The sequence below is a fragment of the Streptomyces sp. PA03-6a genome (genome assembly GCF_033792765.1).
Lineage (GTDB): Bacteria > Actinomycetota > Actinomycetes > Streptomycetales > Streptomycetaceae > Actinacidiphila.
In genome coordinates this window covers 1-20,800 of the sequence record NZ_JARAVK010000162.1, presented here as the reverse complement: position 1 = coordinate 20,800, position 20,800 = coordinate 1, and the positions used below count along the sequence as shown (strand labels likewise).

Sequence of the window (20,800 nt, the reverse complement as noted above, 5' to 3'; positions counted from 1 at the left end):
CCCCGACCCCGCCCCCGGCGACCGCCCACGGCGCGCTCGACCGGTTCTTCCGGATCACCGAGCGGGGGTCCTCGGTCCCCCGGGAGATCCGCGGAGGTCTGGCCACCTTCTTCGCGATGGCCTACATCATCGTCCTGAACCCGATCATCCTCAGCTCGGGCGTGGACAAGTACGGCCACCACCTCGACGGCGGCCAGCTGGTCACCGCCACCGTCGTCACCGCCGCCTTCACCACCCTGCTCATGGGCGTCATCGGCAACGTGCCGATCGCGCTGGCGGCGGGTCTGGGCGTGAACAGCATCGTCGCGCTCCAGCTCGCTCCGAAGATGAGCTGGCCGGACGCGATGGGCATGGTGGTCCTCGCCGGCCTCGCGATCATGGTGCTGGTCGCCACGGGCCTGCGGGAGCGGGTGATGAGTGCGGTGCCGCTCGGCCTGCGCAAGGCGATCGCCATCGGAATCGGCCTGTTCATCGTGCTGATCGGCCTGGTCGACTCCGGCTTCGTGACCCGGATCCCGGACGCCGCGCACACCACCGTCCCGCTGCAGCTGGGCGCGGGCGGCCACCTGACCGGCTGGCCGGTGCTGATCTTCATCCTCGGCGTGCTGCTGACCCTCGGGCTGATCATCCGCAAGGTGCCCGGCGCCATCCTGATCAGCATCGTCGCGATGACCGTCCTCGCGCTCGTCGTCGACGCGGTGGCGCACGTCAAGGACACCGCCTGGGGCCTGACCGTCCCGCAGTGGCCCGGCAACCCGGTCGCGACCCCCGACTTCGGGCTGATCGGCAAGGTGAGCCTGTTCGGCGGCTTCCAGGAGGTCGGTGTGCTCACCGGCATCCTCTTCGTCTTCACCGTGCTGCTGAGCTGCTTCTTCGACGCGATGGGCACCATCCTCGGCGTCAGCGACGAGGCGCACCTGCTGGACTCCAAGGGCGACCTGCCCGGGATGAGCCGGGTCCTGATGGTGGACGGCATCGCCACCGCTGCCGGTGGCTTCACCTCGTGCTCGGCCAACACCTGCTACGCGGAGTCCACCGCCGGTGCCGGCGAGGGCGCGCGCACGGGCCTCGCCTCGATCGCCACCGGTCTGCTCTTCGTCGTCGCGCTGTTCTTCGCGCCACTGGCCACCATGGTCCCGGCCCAGGCGGCCACCCCCGCGCTCGTCGCGGTGGGCTTCCTGATCATGGCGGGCAGCATCCGGGAGATCGACTGGAGCGACTACACGATCTCCATCCCGGCGTTCCTGACGATGCTGCTCATGCCGTTCACCTACTCGATCACCAACGGCATCGGCATCGGGTTCATCACCTTCTGCGTGCTGCGGCTGGTGGCGGGGCGCGGCCGTGAGGTGCCGCCCGCGCTCTACGCGGTGTCGGCGGTCTTCGCCTTCTACTACCTGATGCCGGCGCTCGGCCTGACGTAACCGGCCGTGTAGAACTGCTCGGTCTCGTCGACGGAGGCCTTGAGCCTCTCGTCGAAGTCATCGCGAATGAGCGTCCGGACGATGTAGTCCTGGACGCTCATTCCGCGTTTGGCGGCGTGAGCCTGGAGACGGTCCAGCAGGTCCCCGTCTATGCGCATGCTGAGCACTCTCGAAGCCATGGCCCAAGGGTCCGGCGGGCCCCTCGGGGCATGCGTCGTTTTCGGGGCGGAACTCACCCGGATGGGTGACTTCCTTGACGAATGCGTTTGGACGCGGCGCGGTTACGGCAATTTTACTTAGCATAGGTAATGAGCTAATCTAACGAACGTGACCGAACTGTCCGAGGACGACCGCTCAGCGGTGAACACGCTGCGCGGAGCCGTGATGCGGCTCTCCCGCCGACTGCGCCACCACCGGGTCGACGAGTCGCTGAGCCCGACGGAGATGTCCGTGCTGGGCACCCTCGCGCGCTGCGGATCCGCCACCCCCGGGGAGCTGGCCCGCAAGGAGCACGTACAGCCGCCGTCCATGACGCGGATCGTCGCCATGCTCGAGTCCAAGGGCCTGGTGCACCGGGACCCGCACCCGGACGACCGGCGCCAGGTCGTCGTCCGGCAGACCGAGCAGGCGGAGGCGATGCTCGAGGAGAGCCGGGCCCGGCGCAACGCGTTCCTGGCCGAACTCATGGCCACCCTCACGGAGGAGGAACGCGCCGTGCTCCGCGAGGCGGCGCCCGTCCTGGAGAAGCTCGCTCACGCCGACGCAAGGAACCGATGACGAGGAGGCGAGACCGGATTGAGTTCGGCAGCCGCATCACAGGCCGCACCCGAACCGAACATCCCTGAGGGGACCGGACCGGCCGGCACCGCCGACCCGGCCGATCTTCCCACCCCGGCGGGCGCCGACGCCGCCGCGGGGGCCGCAGGACCGTCCGGGACCCCCGGCGCCGGCCACCCCGCCGCGCCGCCGGCGCCCGGCGGCATGTTCAGCTCGCTCCGCAACCGCAACTACCGGCTCTTCGCCGGTGGGGCGATCGTCTCCAACACCGGCACCTGGATGTCGCGCATCGCCCAGGACTGGCTGGTGCTGAGCCTGACCGGGTCCTCCTTCGCCGTCGGCATCACGACCGCGCTGCAGTTCCTGCCCATGCTGCTCTTCGGGCTCTACGGCGGCGTCATCGCCGACCGCTACCCCAAGCGCCGCACCCTGCTGGCCACCCAGGCCGCCATGGGCCTGCTGGGCCTCGCCCTGGCCGCGCTGACCCTCAGCGGAGCCGTCCAGGTCTGGCACGTGTACGCCATCGCCTTCGGCCTCGGCATGGTCACCGTCGTCGACAACCCCAGCCGGCAGGCGTTCGTCGTCGAGATGGTCGGCCCGGCCGACGTCCGCAACGCGGTCTCCCTGAACTCCGCCAACTTCCAGAGCGCCCGCCTCATCGGCCCCGCCGTCGCGGGCGCGCTGATCACCGCGGTCGGCAGCGGCTGGGCCTTCCTCTTCAACGGCCTGTCCTTCCTGGCGCCGCTCGCCGGACTGCTGCTCATGCGCCGTTCCGAGCTGTACGAGGTGCCCACCGCGCCGCGCGGCAAGGGCCAGCTGCGCGAGGGCCTGCGCTACGTCGCCGGACGGCCCGAGCTGATCTGGCCCATCGTGCTGGTCGGCTTCATCGGCACCTTCGCGTACAACTTCCCGATCTGGCTCACCGCCTTCGCCGACCACGTCTTCCACGGCGACGCCGGGATGTACGGCCTGTTCAACTCGGTGCTCGCGGTCGGCTCCGTCGTCGGCGCGCTGCTGGCGGCCCGGCGCGGCAGCACCCGGCTGCGGCTGCTGGTCGGCGCGGCGCTCGGGTTCGGCCTGCTGGAGGTCGTGGCGGCACTGGCGCCGACGTACTGGATCTTCCTGGCGCTCATGCTGCCGATCGGCATCTTCGGCCTGACCTTCAACACCACGGCCAACGCCAGCGTCCAGCTCGCGACCGACCCCGCCATGCGGGGCCGCGTCATGAGCCTGTTCATGATGGTCTTCGTGGGCGGCACACCGCTGGGCGGCCCGCTCGTCGGCTGGATCACCGACGTCTTCGGGGCCCGGACCGGCTTCCTGGCCGGCGGCCTGGTCGCCGCGGTGGCGGCGGCCTGCGTCGGACTCTTCCTGGCCCGGCTGGGCGGTCTGCGGCTCAAGATCGACCTGCACCGCGGCAAGGACCACAAGCTGATCGAGTTCGTGCCGCGGGAGTCGGAGTCGGTGGCCGCCTGAGCGCGGCCACGGGCCGGGCGAACGGTCAGGCGGCCCCGGGGACCCGGCGCCGGTTGCGGAACTGCCGCATCAGCTCGGCCCACACCAGCAGGCCGGTCACCGGGGCGGTGGCCGCGAAGAGCATGTGCACGTAGTCCTCGCCCAGGCTCGACGAGGCCCACAGGCTCCACGCCAGCGCGGCCACCACGCCCACCGCGGTCAGGAACCACGAGGGCAGTTCGCGGCGGTCGTCGACGATCGCCGCGGCCGTGCCCAGCCCGCCGCCGATCACCAGTCCCATGACCAGGACGGCGCGGGTCCAGTCCGGGGCACCGATGACGTCCTGCAGCACGGGTTTCGTGTGCAGCTGGCGGTAGGTGATCAGCAGGCTGGCGACGTAGACGGTCACCAGCGTCCCCAGGCTGAGCGCTCTCACCAGCTGACCGAGCGCACTCCGCTCTCCACCGGGCATGATGTCCCCCCGCTGCCGGAAGTAGGCCGAAACGGCCGGTAACGGCTCTACAGAATGCCCGAAAACGGATGAACGGCACAGGGGATCGGCGAAACCGGGGCGCCCCCCGGCCGCCTCAGGACGTGTGCGCTCCGGCGTCGTAGCGCTCGCGGGCCTTGACGACCTCCTCGATGTGCTCCTCCGCCCAGTCCTTCACGGCGGAGAACAGCACGGCCAGGCTCTCGCCCAGCGGCGTCAGCGCGTAGTCCACCCGCACGGGCACGGACGGCGTGACGGTCCGTGCGACCAGTCCGTCCCGCTCCAGGGTGCGCAGCGTCTGCGTGAGCATCTTCTGGCTGACGCCCGCGATGCGGCGGCCCAGGTCGCTGTAACGCTGCGGCCCGTCCTTGAGCGCGGCCATGAGCAGGCCGGCCCACTTGTCGCTGATCCGGATGAGCAACTGGTTCGTCGGGCAGCCCTTCATGAACGCGTTGTAGGCCACGCGTTCCTCCTCGCGCCGCTGGGACGCGGTGGTCGTCACCATGGGGGCTCCCCTCCGGACTCCTCGGTTCGGTACGCACTTCCAGGTACGTACTTACCCGTAGAGAGTAGCTCTCCCTAGGTTTGTGGTGGCGGCCGGACCGGTCGCCGCACATCCTCAGGAACAGGGAGCTTCTGCCATGCGTGCTGTCGTGATCAGGGAATTCGGCGGGCCCGAGGTGCTGGAGGTCGCCGAGGTGCCGCTGCCCGAGCCGGGCCCCGGCGAGGTCCGGGTGCGGGTGGCCGCGGCCGGGATCAACCCCGCCGACCTCGCCGTAAGGGCCGGTCTGCTCGGGGCCGGGGCGCTGGTGCCCGGCGCTTTCCTCGGGCTGGGCTGGGACGTCGCGGGGACCGTGGACGCGGTCGGCGCCGGGGTCTCCGGTCCCGCGCCGGGCACGGCCGTCGTGGGCGCGGTGGGCGGGTTCGGGCAGCGGACCAAGGCGCACGCCGAGTACGTCGTGCTGGGCGCGGACGCCCTCGCCTCGGCCCCCTCGTCCGTCGACCCCGTCCACGCGGCCACCCTCCCGACCAACGCCCTCACCGCCGACCAGGCGCTCGGTCTGCTGGCCGCCCGGCCCGGCGACCGCGTGCTGGTCACCGGCGCCGCGGGCGCGGTCGGGGGCTACGCCGTCCAGCTGGGCCGCCACGCGGGGCTGCACGTCGTCGCCCTGGCCCGCCCCGCCGACCTCCCGCTGCTGCGGGAACTGGGCGCCGACGAGGCCGTGTCGTCCCTGGACGGCGTGCGGGCCGACGCCGCCCTCGACGCGGCGGCGCTCGGCGCCCCCGCCCTGGCGGCCGTACCGGACGGCGGCGGCTACGTCACCGTCCGGCCCGACGCGGTGCCCGCCGCCGAGCGCGGCATCCGGGTCGCCGCCGTGCAGGTCCAGCCGGACGGCGGGCGCCTCGCGGAACTCGTGGCCCTGCTGGACCGGGGCGTGCTCACCACGCGGGTGGCCGACACCTACCCGCTGGAGGAGGCCGCGAAGGCCCACGCGCGCCTCGCGGAGGGGGGTGTGCGGGGGAGGCTCGTGCTGGTTCCGTGACCCCGGCGGCGTCGGTGACCTCGGGGGTGCTTCATCGTTTCGAGTGAATGTGCGATAGGGACGCCCCAGGCGGGCGGCGGCTGCGTGAGAATCGCAGGTGTCGTCAGTCGCACGCGTGGAGCCCCCTGGAGGACCGATGAGCTCACAGCCCCACTGGGCGTCTCGGGCGGCCGCCGGTTCGTACGCGCCGGACGACCCGGAAACCGCGCTCAAGTACGCGATCCGGCACCACGGGGGGGACCGGGTGCAGATCGTCGAGGGGGTCATCCAGCAAGTGGTGCCACCTACGTGGGGGCATGAGAGGGCCGCAGCCATGATCCGTCGGCAGATCGACCCCGTCGTGCAGAAGATGGGCTGCCTCTCGGGCTCGGGAAACCTGGACCTTCCCGGCAGTGGCAACTGGTACGTGCCGGATCTGGCCGTGGTGCCGGAAGACCTGGCGGAAGCCGACGCTCTCGTCCCCCACCAGACCCTGCTGGTGGTGGAGGTCACCTCCGAGTCCAACGGTGACACCGACCGGATCGTCAAACGCCGCCGCTACGCCGAGTACGGCGCCCCGCTGTACCTCCTCGTCGACCGTCAGGAGCGCAGCTGCACCCTGTACGCGGAGCCGGCGGAGCTCGGCTACCGGGTGGTGGACGGCCCGCATCCCTTCGGCACGCCGCTGCGGCTGCCCGAGCCCTTCGGACTGGAGCTGGACACAACGGAGTTCTGAGGACCCGCCCGTCCCGCGACCCGTCGCGTCACAGCCCGTCCGCCAGCAGCTCCGCGAGGTGCCGGGCGCGTACCCCGCCGAGCTGGGCGATCTGGGTGCGGCAGGAGAAGCCGTCCGCGAGGACGGCCGTGCCGGGGCGGGCGGCGCGGACGGCGGGCATCAGACGCTCCTCGGCGCAGGCGACGGAGACCTCGTAATGGCCGCGCTCGAAGCCGAAGTTCCCGGCCAGGCCGCAGCAGCCGGAGGCCAGGGTGCCGGTCAGGCCCGCGCGGGAGCGCAGCCGGCGCTCGGCGGCGTCGCCCAGGACGGCGTGCTGGTGGCAGTGGGTCTGGCCGGTGACGGACCGGTCGAGGCGGGGCGGCGTCCAGCCGGGGGCCCCCTCCTCCAGCACCTGCGCGAAGGTGCGTACGGAACCGGCCAGGGCCGCCGCCTCCTCGGTGCCCAGGAGTTCGGGCAGATCGGTGCGGAGCGCCGCCGCGCAGCTCGGCTCCAGGACGACGACGGGATGACCGGCGGCCACCACGGGGGCCATCCGCCGGACCGTACGGCGCATCACCCGCCGGGCCCGGTCGAGGCGGCCGGTCGAGACCCAGGTCAGACCGCAGCAGACGCGTCCCGGCGGCAGCACGACACGCAATCCGGCCGCCCGCAGGACGCGTACGGCGGCGCGGCCGACCTCGGGGGAGAAGCGGTCGGTGAAGGTGTCCGGCCACAGCACCACGGTCCCTCCCGTCTCCGGCGCGGGCTCCTGGCGCCGCCACCAGCGCACGAAGGACTCCTCGGCCAGCGGCGGCAGTTCCCGCTCGGGCGCGACGCCCGCCGCCCGCTTGGCCACGGCGGCCAGCGGCCGTACCCGCGCCAGGGCGTTCACGGTCCCGGCGAGCGGGGTCGCCGCGCGCAGCCACGTCGGCAGGCCGCCCATCAGGTAGTGCGCGGCGGGCCGCGGCCGCCGCCGGTAGTGGTGGTGGAGGAACTCCGCCTTGTAGGTGGCCATGTCGACGCCGACCGGGCAGTCCGAGCGGCAGCCCTTGCAGGACAGGCAGAGGTCGAGGGCGTCCAGGACCTCCGGCGAGCGCCAGCCGCCGGTGACGATCTCACCGGCGAGCATCTCGTGCAGCAGCCGGGCCCGGCCTCGCGTGGAGTGCCGCTCCTCGCGCGTCGCCCGGTACGAGGGGCACATGACGCCCGCCCCCGGATCCCCGGCCCCCGGACCCCCGTCCGTGTCACGGCACTTGGCGACACCGACGCAGCGGCGCACCGCCGCCGAGAAGTCCCCGCCGTCGTGGGGGTAGCCGAAGGCGACGTCGACCGGCCGGCGCGGCAGGACCGCGAAGCGCAGATGGGCGTCGAGCGGTTCGGGCCGCACCAGCATGCCGGGGTTGAGGCCGCCCGCCGGGTCCAGTGCGTCCTTGAACCGGCCGAAGAGGGCGACCAGTTCGTCGCCGTACATCCTGGGCAGCAGCTCCGCGCGGGCCTGCCCGTCGCCGTGCTCCCCGGACAGCGAGCCGCCGTGGGCGACGACGAGCTCCGCGACGTCCTCGGAGAAGCGGCGGAAGCGGGCCACGCCGGCCGCGCCGAGCAGGTCGAAGTCGATGCGCACGTGGATGCAGCCGTCGCCGAAGTGCCCGTAGGGGGTGCCGTGCAGGCCGTGCTCGCGCAGCAGCGCGCGGAATTCGCGCAGGTAGGCGCCGAGCCGAGCCGGGGGTACCGCGCAGTCCTCCCAGCCCGGCCAGGCCTCCGCGCCGTCGGGCGTCCGGGTGGCGGTGCCGGCGGCCTCCTCGCGGATCCGCCACAGCGTGCGCTGCGCGACGGGGTCGGTCACGACGACCGAGTCGCCCGCGTCGGCGAGCCGCCGCAGCGCCTCCGCCTCGCCGGTGCCGGGCATCTCGACGAAGAGCCACGCGCCGCCCCGCGGCAGCAGCCCGGCGGCCTTACCGCCCACCAGGTCGGCGGCCATGCCCTCCACCGTCAGCGGGCCGTAGGGCAGCAGGCCGTTCGCGGCGTCGGCCGCGGCGCCTTCGTCCGGGTAGCCGAGGACGACCAGGACGCGCACCGGGGGTGCGGGCACCAGCCGGACCTCGGCCTCCGTGAGCACCGCGAGCGTGCCCTCGCTGCCGGTCAGGGCCCGGGCCAGGTCCCGGCCGCGTTCGGGGAGCAGGGCGTCGAGGGCGTAGCCGGAGATGCGGCGGGGGAGCTGCTGCGGATAGCCGGTGCGCAGCAGGGCGAGATGGCCGTCCACCAGCTCCCGCAGGTCGGCGCGGAGCGGGTCGGCGGTGCGCAGCGGCTCGCCGCCGTAGGTGAGGCACTCCAGGGCCCGGACGTTGTCGGCGGTGGTGCCCCAGGCGACGGAGTGCGGGCCGCACGCGTTGTTGCCGATCATGCCGCCGAGGGTGCAGCGGCTGTGGGTGGACGGATCGGGGCCGAAGGTCAGCCCGTGCGCGGCGGCGGCGCGCCGCAGGTCGTCCAGGACCACTCCCGGCTGCACACGGGCCGTCAACGCCTCGGGGCTGACTGACACGATCCGGTGCATGTGCCGGGTGAAGTCGAGGACGACCCCGGTGCCCGTCGCCTGCCCGGCGATCGACGTGCCGCCGCCGCGTGGCACCACCGGCACCCCGTGCGCCCGGCACACGGCGAGCGCCGCGGCCACGTCGTCGGCGTCGCGCGGCGCGACCACGGCCACCGGAACGCGCCGGTAGTTGGACGCGTCCATCGTGGTCAGCGCCCTGCTCTGCGGGTCGAAGGAGACCTCGCCCCGCACCGCCCGCTCCAGTTCGCGGCGCAGTCCGTGCCGCAGATCGTCCGCCATGCACTTCAGCCTGCCCCACCGCGCCGCATGTCTCACCGGATGGACCGGAGCCCGTAACCGGGTCGTCACGCACTACGCTGCGAGACGTGGCCGAGATCCAGATTCCCGCTGACATCAAGCCCGCCGACGGACGATTCGGTTCGGGCCCCTCCAAGGTGCGGCCCGAGGCGCTCAGCGCCCTGGCCGCGACCGGCACCTCGCTGATGGGCACCTCTCACCGGCAGGCGCCGGTGAAGGACCTGGTCGGCCGGGTCCGGGACGGCATCCGCGAGCTCTTCTCGCTCCCCGAGGGCTACGAGGTGGTGCTCGGCAACGGCGGCTCCACCGCCTTCTGGGACATCGCCACCCACGGGCTCATCGAGCGCAAGTCGCAGCACCTCAGCTTCGGCGAGTTCTCCTCCAAGTTCGCCAAGGCGGCCAAGCTGGCGCCGTGGCTGGACGAGCCGACCGTGATCTCCGCCGACCCGGGCACGCACCCCGAGGCGGCCGCCGAGGCCGGCGTGGACGTCTACGCCTTCACCCACAACGAGACCTCCACCGGCGTCGCGATGCCGCTGCGGCGCGTGGCCGGCGCCGACGAGGGCGCCCTCGTCCTGGTCGACGCCACCTCCGGCGCGGGCGGCCTGCCGGTCGACATCGCCGAGACCGACGTCTACTACTTCGCCCCGCAGAAGTCCTTCGCCGCCGACGGCGGGCTGTGGATCGCCGCGTTCTCCCCGGCCGCGCTGGAGCGCGCCGCGCGGATCGCCGCGTCCGGCCGCCACATCCCGGCCTTCTTCGACCTGCCGACGGCGATCGACAACTCGGGCAAGAACCAGACGTACAACACCCCCGCTCTCGCCACCCTGTTCCTGCTGAACGACCAGCTGGAGTGGATCAACGGCCAGGGCGGTCTGGACTGGGCCGTCGCGCGCACCGCCGACTCCTCCTCGCGCCTGTACACCTGGGCCGAGGACTCCAAGTACGCCACCCCGTTCGTCACCGACCCGGCCAAGCGCTCCCAGGTCGTCGGCACGATCGACTTCAACGACGAGGTCGACGCGGCGGCGATCGCCAAGGTGCTGCGCGCCAACGGCGTCGTCGACACCGAGCCGTACCGCAAGCTGGGCCGCAACCAGCTGCGCGTCGCGATGTTCCCGGCCGTGGAGCCGGCCGACGTCGAGGCCCTGACCGCCTGCGTCGACTTCGTCGTCGAGCGGCTCTGAACCCGGGCCCCACGGGGCCACCACCGCCGGCGGGCGGGGCGACCGCCCCGCCCGTCCGCGTTCCCCGGGGCGTCTCAGCGCTCCCGGCGCAACAGCCGGCGCACCCCCACCAGCAACGCGGCGACCGCGGCCAGGGTGACGGCGCCCAGCGCGAACTGCCGTGTCGAACCCGCCCCGTCCGCGCCGGAACCGGCGGCGTCCGCCGAGGAACTCCCCGACGGCCCGGGGGAGGAGGAGGCGGCACGGCGCGCCGCGTCGGGCAGGTCGTCCCCGCTCAGCGGCACGCGCCAGACCTCGCTGTCCGCGCCCTCGCTGCCGTACATCAGGGCCCGGCCGTCCGGGGTGAAGGCGACGGACTCGCCCTGCCGCTGCAGCGGCACGTGCATCTGGTCGATCCGGCGCGCCGTGCCGTCGGACCAGCGGTACATCAGCGCGCCGAGGTAGCCGCGCAGCACCAGCCGGCTGCCGTCCGGGGAGAAGGCGCCGTCGGTGATCCACAGCGGGATGGCCGCGACGCGCCGGAAGACGTTGGTGCCGCTCGCGGAGAGCTTCGCCGGGCCCTCGTAGAGGCCGCCGCCGTCCTCGTTCTTGCTCGCGATGTACACCCGCCCGGTCGTGGGGTCGACCATCATCGCCTCGGCGTTGCGCGGGCCGCCCTCGTACTGGACGGTGTACTGCGTCGCGGTCACCGTCCGGTCCGTCAGCCGCTCCGGCTCCGGGAAGCGGTAGATCCACACGTGCGGCCAGGAGCCGCCGAGGTTGTCGCCGATGTCGCCGACGTACAGGGCGCCGTCCGGGCCCATCGAGATCGCCTCGACGTCGCGCGGGCTGCCCACGCCGCGCAGGGTGACGGTGGCGACCGTCTTGCCGGTCGCGGAGTCGACGGCGTAGACGTACGGGCCGTCGTCGCTGTCGTTGTGCGTCCAGTAGACGCCCTTGTGCAGGCGGCTGGCGACCAGGCCGCTCGATTCGGTGATCCGCGGGTCCGACATCGTGAAGGCCACCGACTCCCCGTCGTCGGCGGCTGCGCTGCCGACGAGGGGACCCATGACGAGGACGGAGGCCGCGGCCGCGGCGAGCAGTGGGCGCATGCGCCCAGCCTGCCAGGTGGACGGCTCAGGCGAAGTCGAGGCCGCCGGTGCGGCTGCGCTTCAGTTCGAAGAAGGTGGGGTGGCCGGCCAGCGCCCGGACCCCGTCGAAGAGCCGCGCCGCCTCCTCGCCGCGCGGGATCGAGGTGAGGACGGGGCCGAAGAAGGCGGCCCCGTCGATGTGCAGGGTGGGCGTGCCGACCTCCTCCCCGACCGGGTCCATGCCCTCGTGGTGGCTCCTGCGCAGCTCCTCGTCGTACGCGGTGCCGCCCGCGGCCCGCGCCAGCTCCGGCGGCAGGCCCGCCTCCGCCAGCGCCTCGCGCAGCACCTCGTCGGAGGCCGGGCGGTCCTGCACGTGCAGCCGGGTGCCGAGCGCCGTGTAGAGCTCGCGCAGCACGTGCTCCCCGTGGTGCCGCGCGGCGGCGACGCACACCCGTACCGGGCCCCAGCCGGTGCTCAGCAGCCGCTCGTAGCGCTCGGGCAGGCCCTGCCGGCCCTCGTTGAGCACGGACAGGCTCATCACCCGGAAGCGCAGGCGCAGTTCGCGTTCCCGCTCCACCTCCAGGATCCAGCGGGAGGTGATCCAGGCGAAGGGGCAGATGGGGTCGAAGTAGAAGTCCACCGAGTGCGTCATGCCCGTCACCCTAGGAACGGAACGGCCCGCTCAGCAGGGCCATTCGAGGGTTTCCCCACTGGGCCAATCGCAGCGGCCTCCCGGCCTTCCCGGGCCCGCGGCAGTGACGGTGCTAACACCGCCGGACCCGAGGTCAGGGCCCTGCCGGGGAGCCGGCGGGCTCTAAGATCCCCTCCATGTCCAGTGCACCCCCCGGCCCCGGCGACGGGCCCCGCCGCACGCCCGGACGCCGCACGGCGTGGATGTTCGTCGGCGACTCCATGACGATCGGCAGCGCGGGGGAGCACACCTGGCGCTACCGCATGTGGCAGCACCTGCGGTCGCTGGGGACGGAGGGCGAGGACTTCGAGATCGTCGGCCCGCGGACCGCGCTGCACGACCCCGGTGCCGACGCGGCCGTCTCGCAGCGCTACGCCGACCCCGCCTTCCCCGCCTCCGCGCGCCGCCACCTGGCCGGCTGGGGCGAAGGGTGGCTGCACATGGCGCCGCTCATCGAGGGCGCCGTGCGGGAGCACCGTCCCGACGTGCTGCTGGTCTCGCTGGGGCTGATCGACCTCGGCTTCTACACCAACCCCGAGCAGACCGAGGCCAACGTGCGGCTGTTCGTCGGCCGGGCGCGGGCGGCCAACCCCCGTGTCGCCGCGGTGCTGCTGCCCGTCATACCCAACTCGCGCTGCGACCAGGACCCCGGATTCGGCGCACAGTGCGAGGAGTTCAACACCCGCCTGGCCAAGACCGTCGCCGACCTGGGCACCGCGGCCTCGCCGCTGCTGCTGGCCTCCCGCCCGGCCGGCTACGACATCGCCCGGGACACCTACGACGGCACCCACCCCAACGCCTCCGGCGAGCACCGGCTGGCGGCCGCGTTCGCCGACGCCGCGCACCAGGCGTGGGGACTGGGGGCGCCGTACCGACACCCCCTCAACTCCGCTTGATTCGAGCGCACTCCAAGAGCTTGGCTGGTCCTCATGGAGTACACACAGCTCGGACGCACCGGACTCAAGGTCAGCCGGCTCGTACTGGGAACGATGAACTTCGGCCCGCAGACGGACGAGGCCGACAGCCACGCGATCATGGACGCCGCGCAGGACGCGGGCGTCAACTTCTTCGACACGGCCAACGTCTACGGCTGGGGCGAGAACAAGGGCCGCACCGAGGAGATCATCGGCAGCTGGTTCGCCAAGGGCGGCGGCCGCCGCGACAGGACCGTCCTGGCGACCAAGGTCTACGGCAACATGGGCGCCGACGGCGCCCCCTGGCCGAACGACGACAAGCTCTCCGCGCTGAACATCCGCCGTGCCGCCGAGGCGAGCCTGAAGCGCCTGGGCACGGACCACATCGACGTCTACCAGTTCCACCACATCGACCGCGCGACGCCGTGGGAGGAGATCTGGCAGGCGATCGACGTCCTGGTGCAGCAGGGCAAGGTGCTCTACGCCGGGTCGTCCAACTTCTCCGGCTGGGGCATCGCCAAGGCCAACGAGGCCGCCGCGCGGCGCCATTCGCTCGGCCTGGTCAGCGAGCAGTGCCTGTACAACCTCGCCGAGCGCCGCGCGGAGATGGAGGTCATCCCGGCCGCGCAGGAGTACGGCCTGGGCGTCATCCCCTGGTCGCCGCTCCACGGCGGCCTGCTGGGCGGCGCGCTGCGCAAGGAGCGCGAGGGCGGCGGCTCCCGCTCCACCTCCGGCCGCAGCGCCGACTCGCTGAAGGACAGCGCCCTGCGCGAGCAGGTCCAGGCGTACGAGGACGCCGTCGACAAGGCCGGCCTGCAGCCCGGTGACGTCGCCCTGGCCTGGCTGCTGGGCCGCCCCGGGATCACCGGCCCGATCGTCGGCCCGCGCACCCGCGAGCAGCTGGACTCCGCGCTGCGCGCGGTCGAACTGGAGCTGCCCGCGGAGCTGCTCGCCGAGCTGGACGAGATCTTCCCGGGCCCGGGCCCGTCCCCGGAGGCCTTCGCCTGGTAGGCGTCCGCGGTGGTCCGCCCCGTCGTGCGCCCGGTCGCAGATTCACCCGGTCGGGCGCACGATGAGGGTATGACCACAGCCAAAGAGATCATGCATCCCGGCGCCCGTGCGATACCGGCGACCGAGACTCTCGACCGGGCGGCGCAGCTCATGCGCGAGCTCAACGTCGGCGCGCTGCCGGTCCACGACGTGAACGACCGGATGTGCGGCATCATCACCGACCGGGACATCGTCACCAAGTGCATCGCCGCGGGGCGCGACCCCTCCAAGGTGACCTGCGGCGACCTGTGCGAGGGCACCCCCCGCTGGATCGACGCGGACGCCGACGTCTCCGACGTCCTGACCGAGATGGAGTCGCACCGCATCAAGCGGCTCCCGGTGGTCGAGGACAAGAAGCTGATCGGCATCATCACCGAGGCCGACCTGGCCCGCCACCTCACCGACGAACAGGTGGCGGAATTCGTCGAGAGGGTCTACGCCGGCGCCTGAGACGAGCCGGCCGGGACGGGCCGGCCCCTCCCCTGCGGTCGGCTAGCCGCGCACGACGGTGCCGACGATCACCACGACCACCAGCAGGGCGAGGGCGGCGGTCATTACTCGGGTACGGGTCTTCGGGTCCACACGTCGAGGTTAACGGGGCGGCCTCAGTGCCCCAGCGGGCAGGTCCGCACCGTCTCGTAGCGGGGTTGCGCCCCCGGCACCCCGGGTGTGGGCGGATGGCTCCGCACCAGGGAGATCGCCGCCGCCGTCCACGGGGTCCCCGCGAACTGCGCGAGGGCGTCCGTGAAGGGCCTCAGGCCCACCCTGGTGCGCCCGGCGCGCTGCCGGGCCAGCGTCAGGTGGGCGTGGAAGCGGCCGTGCTCGTCCTCGTGGTGGACGCCCGCCCGCCGGGCGGCCGCCTGCGCCGCGGCCGCCGTACGTCCCAGGTCGTCCCCGTCCAGTCCGGCCCAGAGCGTGCGGTCGCCGAAGCGGCCGCCGCCGGTCAGCGCGATCCGGCAGTGCGGATGGCGCCGCGCCGCCCGGTCCAGGCGTTCGGCGAGACCGGGCAGCAGGGCCTCGTCCACCTCGCCGAGGAACGCCAGCGTCACGTGCCATCCGGCACGTTCCGTCCAGCGCAGCCCGTCCGCGCCCGGCAGGGCGCGGAGCGCGTCCACGGTGCCCCCCAGTTCGGCGAGGGCGGACCTGGGGGGCACGACGGCCACGAACAGCCTCATCCCCCCAGGGTGCACCGCACCGGACTAGCGTGCGATGTCCGCGTAGCCCTCGACCTCGCGCGGGTCCCGGGAGCCCGGGCCGACGTAGCGGGCCGAGGGGCGCACCAGGCGGCCGGTGCGCTTCTGCTCCAGGATGTGCGCGGACCAGCCGGCGGTGCGGGCGCAGCTGAACATCGACGTGAACATGTGGGCCGGGACCTCGGCGAAGTCCAGGATGATCGCCGCCCAGAACTCCACGTTGGTCGCCAGGACGCGGTCCGGGCGCCGGGAGTGCAGCTCCTCCAGGGCCGCCTTCTCCAGCGCCTCCGCGATCTCGAAGCGGGGGGCGCCCAGTTCCCTGGCCGTACGGCGCAGCACCCGCGCCCGCGGGTCCTCGGCGCGGTAGACGCGGTGGCCGAAGCCCATCAGACGCTCGCCCTTGTCCAGGGCCTGCTTGACGTACGCCTCGGCGTTGCCGGTCCGCTCGATCTCCTCGATCATGCCCAGCACGCGCGAGGGCGCGCCGCCGTGCAGCGGGCCCGACATGGCGCCCACCGCGCCGGACAGCGCGGCGGCCACGTCGGCACCGGTGGAGGCGATCACGCGCGCGGTGAAGGTGGACGCGTTCATGCCGTGCTCGGCGGCGGAGGTCCAGTAGGCGTCCACGGCCTTGACGTGCTTGGGGTCCGGCTCGCCGCGCCAGCGGATCATGAAGCGCTCGACGACCGTCTCCGCCTTGTCGATCTCGCTCTGCGGCACCATCGGCAGCCCCTGGCCGCGCGCCGACTGCGCCACGTAGGACAGCGCCATCACGGCCGCGCGCGCCAGGTCCTCGCGGGCCTGCTCGGCGTCGATGTCCAGCAGCGGCTTCAGACCCCACACCGGCGCGAGCATGGCCAGCGCCGACTGGACGTCCACGCGGATGTCACCGGAATGGACGGGGATCGGGAAGGGCTCGGCGGGCGGGAGGCCGGGGTTGAAGGCACCGTCGACCAGCAGGCCCCACACGTTCCCGAAGGAGACGTGGCCCACCAGGTCCTCGATGTCCACTCCGCGGTAGCGCAGGGCGCCGCCTTCCTTGTCGGGTTCGGCGATCTCCGTCTCGAAGGCGACGACTCCCTCGAGTCCGGGTACGAAGTCGGACATCAGGCGGCTCCTCTTGATGCGGTCGACGATCCGGTGGTGCTTGTGGCACGCGGGGTGGTGCAGGGGTGGTGCATGGGGGTTGGCACTGGGTGCCCCGCACGATATCCCCCGATGTCGAGAGGGCACAGATACCCGGCCTGTAAGTCTGTCCCCTCCTGCAGGTGACGTGAAGCGTGAGGTCCGGCACATGTTCCGACGGGTGGTCCGGCGGGTGTTCCGGCGCAGGTCCGGCGCAGGTCCCGCGCGGGTTCCGGCGCACCGTCCGGCACACGGTGCCGCCGCCGTGCTGCAAGATGTGCGGGTGCAGCACAGCCACCACGACCCCGCCGCCATGCGCAAGCAGTACCGCGCCCACGGACTGACCGAGGACGAACTGGCCGGCGACCCGTACACGCAGTTCGCGCGCTGGTTCGCCGACGCCGTCAACGCCCGCGTCGACGAGCCCAACGCCATGGTGGTCTCCACCGCGGGGGCCGACGGACTGCCCAGCTCGCGCACGGTCCTGCTGAAGAGCTACGACCACCGCGGCTTCGTCTTCTTCACCAACTACGGGTCGAGGAAGGGCCGGGAGCTCACCGAGCGGCCGCACGCCTCGCTGCTCTTCCCCTGGCACCCGATCGCGCGCCAGGTCATCGTGGCGGGCGCCGTCGGGCGCGTGTCGCGCGAGGAGACCGAGGCGTACTTCCGCACCCGTCCGCACGGCTCGCGGATCGGCGCCTGGGCGAGCGAGCAGTCCTCGGTGGTGGGCTCGCGGGAGGAGCTGGAGCACCGCTACGAAGAGCTGGCGGCCCGCTACCCCGAGGGCAGCGACGTGCCCGTGCCGCCGGACTGGGGAGGCTTCCGGGTGGTCGCGCGCAGCGTGGAGTTCTGGCAGGGACGGGAGAACCGGCTGCACGACCGGCTGGTGTACACCGCCGCGGAGGACGGCTGGACGGTGCGGCGCCTGTCGCCCTGAGGGCCGTGCCACGCCGGGGAGGGGGGCGGGACCGGTCACCGCCCGCGGACGCAGGCGACCCGCGGGCTGCTCCCCGGACGGCGGGCCGTCCGGGCATCGGCCGGACGAATCCGACGAGCCCGCGGGTCGGGTGACTGCGATGGATTTGGCCCGCTACGCACATCGCGCGCAGGCGAGGAGCGCAGGCGTCAGCCCGCAGCCACCTCACGCGTCCGATGGGAACTCATTCTCCGGACCACCTCCCTTCGTGTGTGTCCGCAACCTTAGGAAAGGCTCCGGCGGACGACAAGCGGTTTTTTTCGCGGCTCCTTCCGCCCCGTGGACCACGGCCCCGAGGCGCCACCGAATTTCGTGAAGTTCCTGTGTCGTCGGTCACACAGGGGTTGAATGTCCAGACGTGCAGTCATTCGATGCGACGCCGCAACTGCTCGCCGCGCTCCTCGACGGCATGGAGGCCGGCCTCTGTGCCCTGGACCGCGACGGAGTGATCACGCACTGGAACGCGGAGGCCGCCCGCATCCTGGGCTGGACGGCCGAGGAGGCCGTCGGCCGGCGCGGTTTCGCCGGCTGGGCCGCGCGCACCGCCGACGCCGAGGAGGTGCGCGAGCGGCTGCTGGGCGCCATGGCCGCGGACGGCCGCCAGGTCCACGAGTTCGCGCTGCTGACCAAGGACGGCCACCGGGTGCTGGTGCGCACCCAGGCCGCCGCCGTGCACGGCTCCGACGGGCGCCCCGCCGGGGTCTACTGCGCGTTCTCCGAGGTGCACGCCCAGATCGACCTGGAGCGCTCGATAGCCCTCAGCGAGGCGCTCTTCGACGACGCCTCGACCGGGGTCGTCCTCGTCGACGCCGACCTGCGCCCCGTCGTGGTCAACGCGTACGCCGCCCGCGTGCTGCGCACCAGCCGGGACGCGCCGCTCGGGCGGCCGCTGGGCGACTTCCTCGACCAGGGGGTGGAGGAGCTGGAGAGCGCCCTGCAGCACGTGCTCGCCGAGGGCGCGCCCCCCGCGGCCAGCGAGCTGTGGGTGGGCCTGCGGGAGGAGGCCGGCACGCGCTGCTGCTGGCGCAGCGGCTTCGTGCGGCTCGGTTCGCCGCTGGGGGAGGAGCCGGTGCCGCTCGGCGTCGGCTGGCTCTTCCACGACGTCACCGAGGCCAAGCTCGCCGAGCAGGAGGCGGCGCGGCTGCGCTTCCGCAGCAACCAGCTGCACCGGGCCGCGCTGGCCGTCGCCGAGTGCGAGGACCCCATGGAGGCGGCCACCTGTTACGTGGACTTCGCCCTCGCCGGGTTCGCCGAGCACGCGCTGCTCGACGTGCTGGCGCCCGACGGGGCCCGGCTCGTCCGGGTCGCCGCCACGCCCTCCGGTGGCGCGGGGCCCTGCCTGCCGGTGCCCGGCGGCATCCCGGTGCGGTACGGGGAGGGGCACCCGGCCCTGCAGGCGGTCGCCCGCACCGGCTCCGTGCGCGCCGGCTTCGGGGCCGCGGCCGCCGAGCCGGCCTCACGGGCCCAGGTCGCCGGCTGGGCCGCCGCCCGGCGCTGGCCCGACGGCACCGTCCACGGACTGTGCGCCGTGCTCCGCAGCCGCGGCCGCACGCTCGGCGTGCTGACCTTCCTGCGCGGCACGGGCCGCCGTCCCTTCGACCGGGCGGACGCCGCCTTCGCCGAGGACGTCGCGCTGCGGGTGGCGGCCTCCCTCGACCTGCCGCCGCTCGACCCGCCGCCGCGGGCCTGACCGTGGGCTCAGTGACGGTAGAAGATCCGGTCCGCGTACTCCTCGAAGACCTTCGCGTTCCACTCGTGGCCCCCGTCGACGTTGCCCGAGCGGAGCATGGGCGGGGTGACGCCGCGCGCTGCCAGGTCCGCCGCGGCCGTGGCCACGACGGCCTGCATCAGCGCGCTGGTCACCACGGTGGAGGCCGGACCGAACGGCGCCGGGATCCCCGGCACGGACAGCTCCGCGTCGCCCGGCGCGATCTTGCTGTCGATCACGACGTCGCAGTGGTCCTTCAGGAAGGTGCCGCTTGGATGCCGTGAGTGCGTCTCCTTGGCGTATGCCACCGATGTGACGCCGATCACCTTCATCCCGAGCGCCTTGGCCTCCTGCGCCATCTCCACGGGGAGCGGGTTGCGGCCGGAGAGGGAGATGACCACCAGGAGGTCGCCCGCCCGCGCGGGAGAGCTGCGCAGCACGACCCGGGCCAGACCGCCGACCTGTTCGAGCGCGCTGCCGAGCGTGGCCGGGACGACGTCCACGCCGACCGCGCCGGGCACGGCGAGCAGGTTCACCAGGGCGAGGCCGCCCGCGCGGTAGACGACGTCCTGCGCGGGGAGCGAGGAGTGCCCGGCGCCGTAGGCGAACACCCGTCCCCCGGCCGCCACGGTGTCCGCGAGCGCGGCCGCGGCCGCCTCGATCCCCGCGGACTCCTCGTCCCTCACACGCCTCAGCAGTGCGATGGCGGCATCGAAATATGTGGCGGCCAGATCGGTCATGCCGAGAACCGTGGTGCCGCGGCGTCCGCCTGTCAACCACAGGGCCCCGGTTGTCGGTCGCATGCGTCAGAATTGAGTCCAGGGCCACGTACGAGCCACCGAGGGGCGCGCATGTCCGGACTGATCGACACGACGGAGATGTATCTCCGCACCATCCTTGAGCTGGAGGAGGAGGGTGTCGTCCCCATGCGCGCCCGAATCGCCGAACGGCTCGACCAGAGCGGACCGACGGTCAGTCAGACCGTCGCGCGCATGGAGCGGGACGGACTGGTGCACGTCGCGGGCGACCGGCATCTGGAGCTGACCTCCGAGGGCCGCCGGATCGCGACGCGCGTGATGCGCAAGCACCGGCTGGCCGAGTGCCTGCTGGTCGACGTCATCGGCCTGGAGTGGGAGCACGTGCACGCCGAGGCGTGCCGCTGGGAGCACGTGATGAGCGAGGCGGTCGAGCGCCGCGTCCTCGAGCTGCTGCGGCACCCGACGGAGTCGCCGTACGGCAACCCGATCCCGGGCCTGGAGGAGCTGGGCGAGAAGGACGGCGCGGACCCGTTCCTGGACGAGGGCATGGTCAGCCTCACCGACCTGGAGCCGGGCGTGGCCGGCGCGAGCGTGGTCGTGCGGCGGATCGGCGAGCCGATCCAGACGGACGCGCAGTTGATGTACACGCTGCGGCGGGCCGGCGTGCAGCCGGGCGCGGTGGTGTCGGTGACCCCGTCCGCGGGCGGTGTGCTGGTCGGCAGCGGTGGCGAGGCCGCGGAGCTGAGCACGGAGACCGCCTCGCACGTGTTCGTCGCCAAGCGGTAGTCGCCTCACGCTCCGGCCGGAGTCCGGCCGGGTCGTGGGCGCCACCGGTGCCGGGGCCGTTGTTCGAGGGACCCCGGCGCCTCCCCATGCGCCGGAGTCCCTTCCTCCCC

General features: G+C 73.2%; 21 protein-coding genes. 12 read left to right on the top strand and 9 right to left on the bottom strand.

The window, feature by feature from the left end; translation table 11 throughout:
* Positions 1-1,424 (top strand): NCS2 family permease (locus PV350_RS31130; RefSeq protein WP_500337178.1); only part of this gene is annotated, 1,424 nt, incomplete at its 5' end.
* Here the strand turns inward: PV350_RS31130 and PV350_RS31125 are convergent.
* A complete protein-coding gene (locus PV350_RS31125; RefSeq protein WP_500330345.1) occupies positions 1,394-1,603 on the bottom strand; it encodes a ribbon-helix-helix protein, CopG family in 210 nt (69 codons plus the stop codon). The two genes, PV350_RS31130 and PV350_RS31125, sit on opposite strands and share 31 nt — an antisense overlap.
* Positions 1,604-1,808: 205 nt before the next feature.
* Here PV350_RS31125 and PV350_RS31120 point away from each other — a divergent pair, with 205 nt between their 5' ends.
* Together PV350_RS31120 and PV350_RS31115 are read left to right on the top strand one after the other, a co-directional pair.
* Complete coding sequence (locus PV350_RS31120; RefSeq protein WP_499516868.1) at positions 1,809-2,201, top strand: MarR family transcriptional regulator; 393 nt, start codon at positions 1,809-1,811, stop codon at positions 2,199-2,201.
* 18 nt (positions 2,202-2,219) lie between these two features.
* Positions 2,220-3,677 (top strand): MFS transporter, encoded by a 1,458-nt coding sequence (locus tag PV350_RS31115; protein WP_500337177.1) that lies wholly within the window; start codon positions 2,220-2,222, stop codon positions 3,675-3,677.
* 25 nt (positions 3,678-3,702) lie between these two features.
* On the opposite strand, the gene PV350_RS31110 is transcribed toward PV350_RS31115, so the two are convergent.
* Both PV350_RS31110 and PV350_RS31105 read right to left on the bottom strand, forming a co-directional pair.
* Entirely contained in the window at positions 3,703-4,092 is a 390-nt protein-coding gene (locus PV350_RS31110; protein WP_499512465.1) for a hypothetical protein, read from the bottom strand.
* 151 nt (positions 4,093-4,243) lie between these two features.
* The gene (locus PV350_RS31105; protein WP_500337176.1) at positions 4,244-4,651 is read right to left on the bottom strand and encodes a winged helix-turn-helix transcriptional regulator; all 408 of its coding nucleotides are present in this window, start codon (positions 4,649-4,651) and stop codon (positions 4,244-4,246) included.
* Positions 4,652-4,787: 136 nt separating this feature from the next.
* Here PV350_RS31105 and PV350_RS31100 point away from each other — a divergent pair, with 136 nt between their 5' ends.
* On the top strand, positions 4,788-5,690 hold the full coding sequence (locus tag PV350_RS31100) for an NADP-dependent oxidoreductase (protein WP_499512463.1): 903 nt from the start codon (positions 4,788-4,790) through the stop codon (positions 5,688-5,690).
* Between the two features lie 136 nt (positions 5,691-5,826).
* Positions 5,827-6,405 carry a Uma2 family endonuclease gene (locus tag PV350_RS31095; protein ID WP_499512462.1) on the top strand — a complete coding sequence of 193 codons (579 nt, stop codon included), beginning with the start codon at positions 5,827-5,829 and terminating at the stop codon, positions 6,403-6,405.
* Between the two features lie 28 nt (positions 6,406-6,433).
* On the opposite strand, the gene PV350_RS31090 is transcribed toward PV350_RS31095, so the two are convergent.
* Entirely contained in the window at positions 6,434-9,214 is a 2,781-nt protein-coding gene (locus PV350_RS31090) for an FAD-binding and (Fe-S)-binding domain-containing protein (RefSeq protein WP_500337175.1), read from the bottom strand.
* Between the two features lie 86 nt (positions 9,215-9,300).
* On the opposite strand from PV350_RS31090, the gene serC reads away from it, so the two are divergent.
* Positions 9,301-10,419 carry a phosphoserine transaminase gene (serC, locus tag PV350_RS31085; protein ID WP_499512460.1) on the top strand — a complete coding sequence of 373 codons (1,119 nt, stop codon included), beginning with the start codon at positions 9,301-9,303 and terminating at the stop codon, positions 10,417-10,419.
* A gap of 74 nt (positions 10,420-10,493) precedes the next feature.
* Here the strand turns inward: serC and PV350_RS31080 are convergent, their stop codons facing one another.
* Together PV350_RS31080 and PV350_RS31075 are read right to left on the bottom strand one after the other, a co-directional pair.
* Positions 10,494-11,510, bottom strand: coding sequence for a hypothetical protein (locus PV350_RS31080; RefSeq protein ID WP_499512459.1), 1,017 nt, complete (start codon positions 11,508-11,510; stop codon positions 10,494-10,496).
* Positions 11,511-11,535: 25 nt separating this feature from the next.
* Positions 11,536-12,141: a mycothiol-dependent nitroreductase Rv2466c family protein gene (locus tag PV350_RS31075; RefSeq protein WP_499512458.1), complete on the bottom strand. Its 606-nt coding sequence runs from the start codon at positions 12,139-12,141 to the stop codon at positions 11,536-11,538.
* Between the two features lie 242 nt (positions 12,142-12,383).
* On the opposite strand from PV350_RS31075, the gene PV350_RS31070 reads away from it, so the two are divergent.
* From PV350_RS31070 to PV350_RS31060, 3 genes are all read left to right on the top strand, one after another.
* Positions 12,384-13,076: a GDSL-type esterase/lipase family protein gene (locus tag PV350_RS31070; protein ID WP_500337179.1), complete on the top strand. Its 693-nt coding sequence runs from the start codon at positions 12,384-12,386 to the stop codon at positions 13,074-13,076.
* A 33-nt stretch (positions 13,077-13,109) separates the two neighbouring features.
* On the top strand, positions 13,110-14,105 hold the full coding sequence (locus tag PV350_RS31065) for an aldo/keto reductase (RefSeq protein WP_499512457.1): 996 nt from the start codon (positions 13,110-13,112) through the stop codon (positions 14,103-14,105).
* Between the two features lie 69 nt (positions 14,106-14,174).
* A complete protein-coding gene (locus PV350_RS31060; RefSeq protein WP_326575072.1) occupies positions 14,175-14,594 on the top strand; it encodes a CBS domain-containing protein in 420 nt (139 codons plus the stop codon).
* Between the two features lie 155 nt (positions 14,595-14,749).
* On the opposite strand, the gene thpR is transcribed toward PV350_RS31060, so the two are convergent.
* A complete protein-coding gene (thpR, locus tag PV350_RS31055; protein WP_499512456.1) occupies positions 14,750-15,319 on the bottom strand; it encodes an RNA 2',3'-cyclic phosphodiesterase in 570 nt (189 codons plus the stop codon).
* Positions 15,320-15,343: 24 nt separating this feature from the next.
* Positions 15,344-16,444 (bottom strand): citrate synthase 2, encoded by a 1,101-nt coding sequence (locus PV350_RS31050; RefSeq protein WP_499512455.1) that lies wholly within the window; start codon positions 16,442-16,444, stop codon positions 15,344-15,346.
* A gap of 331 nt (positions 16,445-16,775) precedes the next feature.
* Between PV350_RS31050 and pdxH the strand changes: the two genes are divergently transcribed.
* Entirely contained in the window at positions 16,776-17,399 is a 624-nt protein-coding gene (gene pdxH, locus PV350_RS31045) for a pyridoxamine 5'-phosphate oxidase (protein WP_499516866.1), read from the top strand.
* A gap of 397 nt (positions 17,400-17,796) precedes the next feature.
* The gene (locus PV350_RS31040) at positions 17,797-19,128 is read left to right on the top strand and encodes a PAS domain-containing protein (RefSeq protein WP_500337174.1); all 1,332 of its coding nucleotides are present in this window, start codon (positions 17,797-17,799) and stop codon (positions 19,126-19,128) included.
* 8 nt (positions 19,129-19,136) lie between these two features.
* Here PV350_RS31040 and PV350_RS31035 read toward each other — a convergent pair whose 3' ends face one another.
* Complete coding sequence (locus PV350_RS31035; RefSeq protein WP_500337173.1) at positions 19,137-19,886, bottom strand: SIS domain-containing protein; 750 nt, start codon at positions 19,884-19,886, stop codon at positions 19,137-19,139.
* A gap of 111 nt (positions 19,887-19,997) precedes the next feature.
* On the opposite strand from PV350_RS31035, the gene PV350_RS31030 reads away from it, so the two are divergent.
* Positions 19,998-20,690, top strand: coding sequence for an iron-dependent transcriptional repressor DtxR (locus tag PV350_RS31030; protein ID WP_499512452.1), 693 nt, complete (start codon positions 19,998-20,000; stop codon positions 20,688-20,690).
* Positions 20,691-20,800 lie beyond the last annotated feature (110 nt).

Coding starts and splice junctions, on each gene's coding strand:
- PV350_RS31080 (WP_499512459.1), bottom strand. CDS start 11,510: ATGCGCCCACTGCTCGCCGCGGCCGCGGCCTCCGTCCTCGTCATGGGT.
- PV350_RS31065 (WP_499512457.1), top strand. CDS start 13,110: ATGGAGTACACACAGCTCGGACGCACCGGACTCAAGGTCAGCCGGCTC.
- PV350_RS31075 (WP_499512458.1), bottom strand. CDS start 12,141: ATGACGCACTCGGTGGACTTCTACTTCGACCCCATCTGCCCCTTCGCC.
- pdxH (WP_499516866.1), top strand. CDS start 16,776: ATGCGCAAGCAGTACCGCGCCCACGGACTGACCGAGGACGAACTGGCC.
- PV350_RS31105 (WP_500337176.1), bottom strand. CDS start 4,651: ATGGTGACGACCACCGCGTCCCAGCGGCGCGAGGAGGAACGCGTGGCC.
- PV350_RS31035 (WP_500337173.1), bottom strand. CDS start 19,886: ATGACCGATCTGGCCGCCACATATTTCGATGCCGCCATCGCACTGCTG.
- PV350_RS31100 (WP_499512463.1), top strand. CDS start 4,788: ATGCGTGCTGTCGTGATCAGGGAATTCGGCGGGCCCGAGGTGCTGGAG.
- PV350_RS31095 (WP_499512462.1), top strand. CDS start 5,827: ATGAGCTCACAGCCCCACTGGGCGTCTCGGGCGGCCGCCGGTTCGTAC.
- PV350_RS31050 (WP_499512455.1), bottom strand. CDS start 16,444: ATGTCCGACTTCGTACCCGGACTCGAGGGAGTCGTCGCCTTCGAGACG.
- thpR (WP_499512456.1), bottom strand. CDS start 15,319: ATGAGGCTGTTCGTGGCCGTCGTGCCCCCCAGGTCCGCCCTCGCCGAA.
- PV350_RS31060 (WP_326575072.1), top strand. CDS start 14,175: ATGACCACAGCCAAAGAGATCATGCATCCCGGCGCCCGTGCGATACCG.
- PV350_RS31030 (WP_499512452.1), top strand. CDS start 19,998: ATGTCCGGACTGATCGACACGACGGAGATGTATCTCCGCACCATCCTT.
- PV350_RS31120 (WP_499516868.1), top strand. CDS start 1,809: ATGCGGCTCTCCCGCCGACTGCGCCACCACCGGGTCGACGAGTCGCTG.
- PV350_RS31125 (WP_500330345.1), bottom strand. CDS start 1,603: ATGGCTTCGAGAGTGCTCAGCATGCGCATAGACGGGGACCTGCTGGAC.
- PV350_RS31070 (WP_500337179.1), top strand. CDS start 12,384: ATGTTCGTCGGCGACTCCATGACGATCGGCAGCGCGGGGGAGCACACC.
- PV350_RS31090 (WP_500337175.1), bottom strand. CDS start 9,214: ATGGCGGACGATCTGCGGCACGGACTGCGCCGCGAACTGGAGCGGGCG.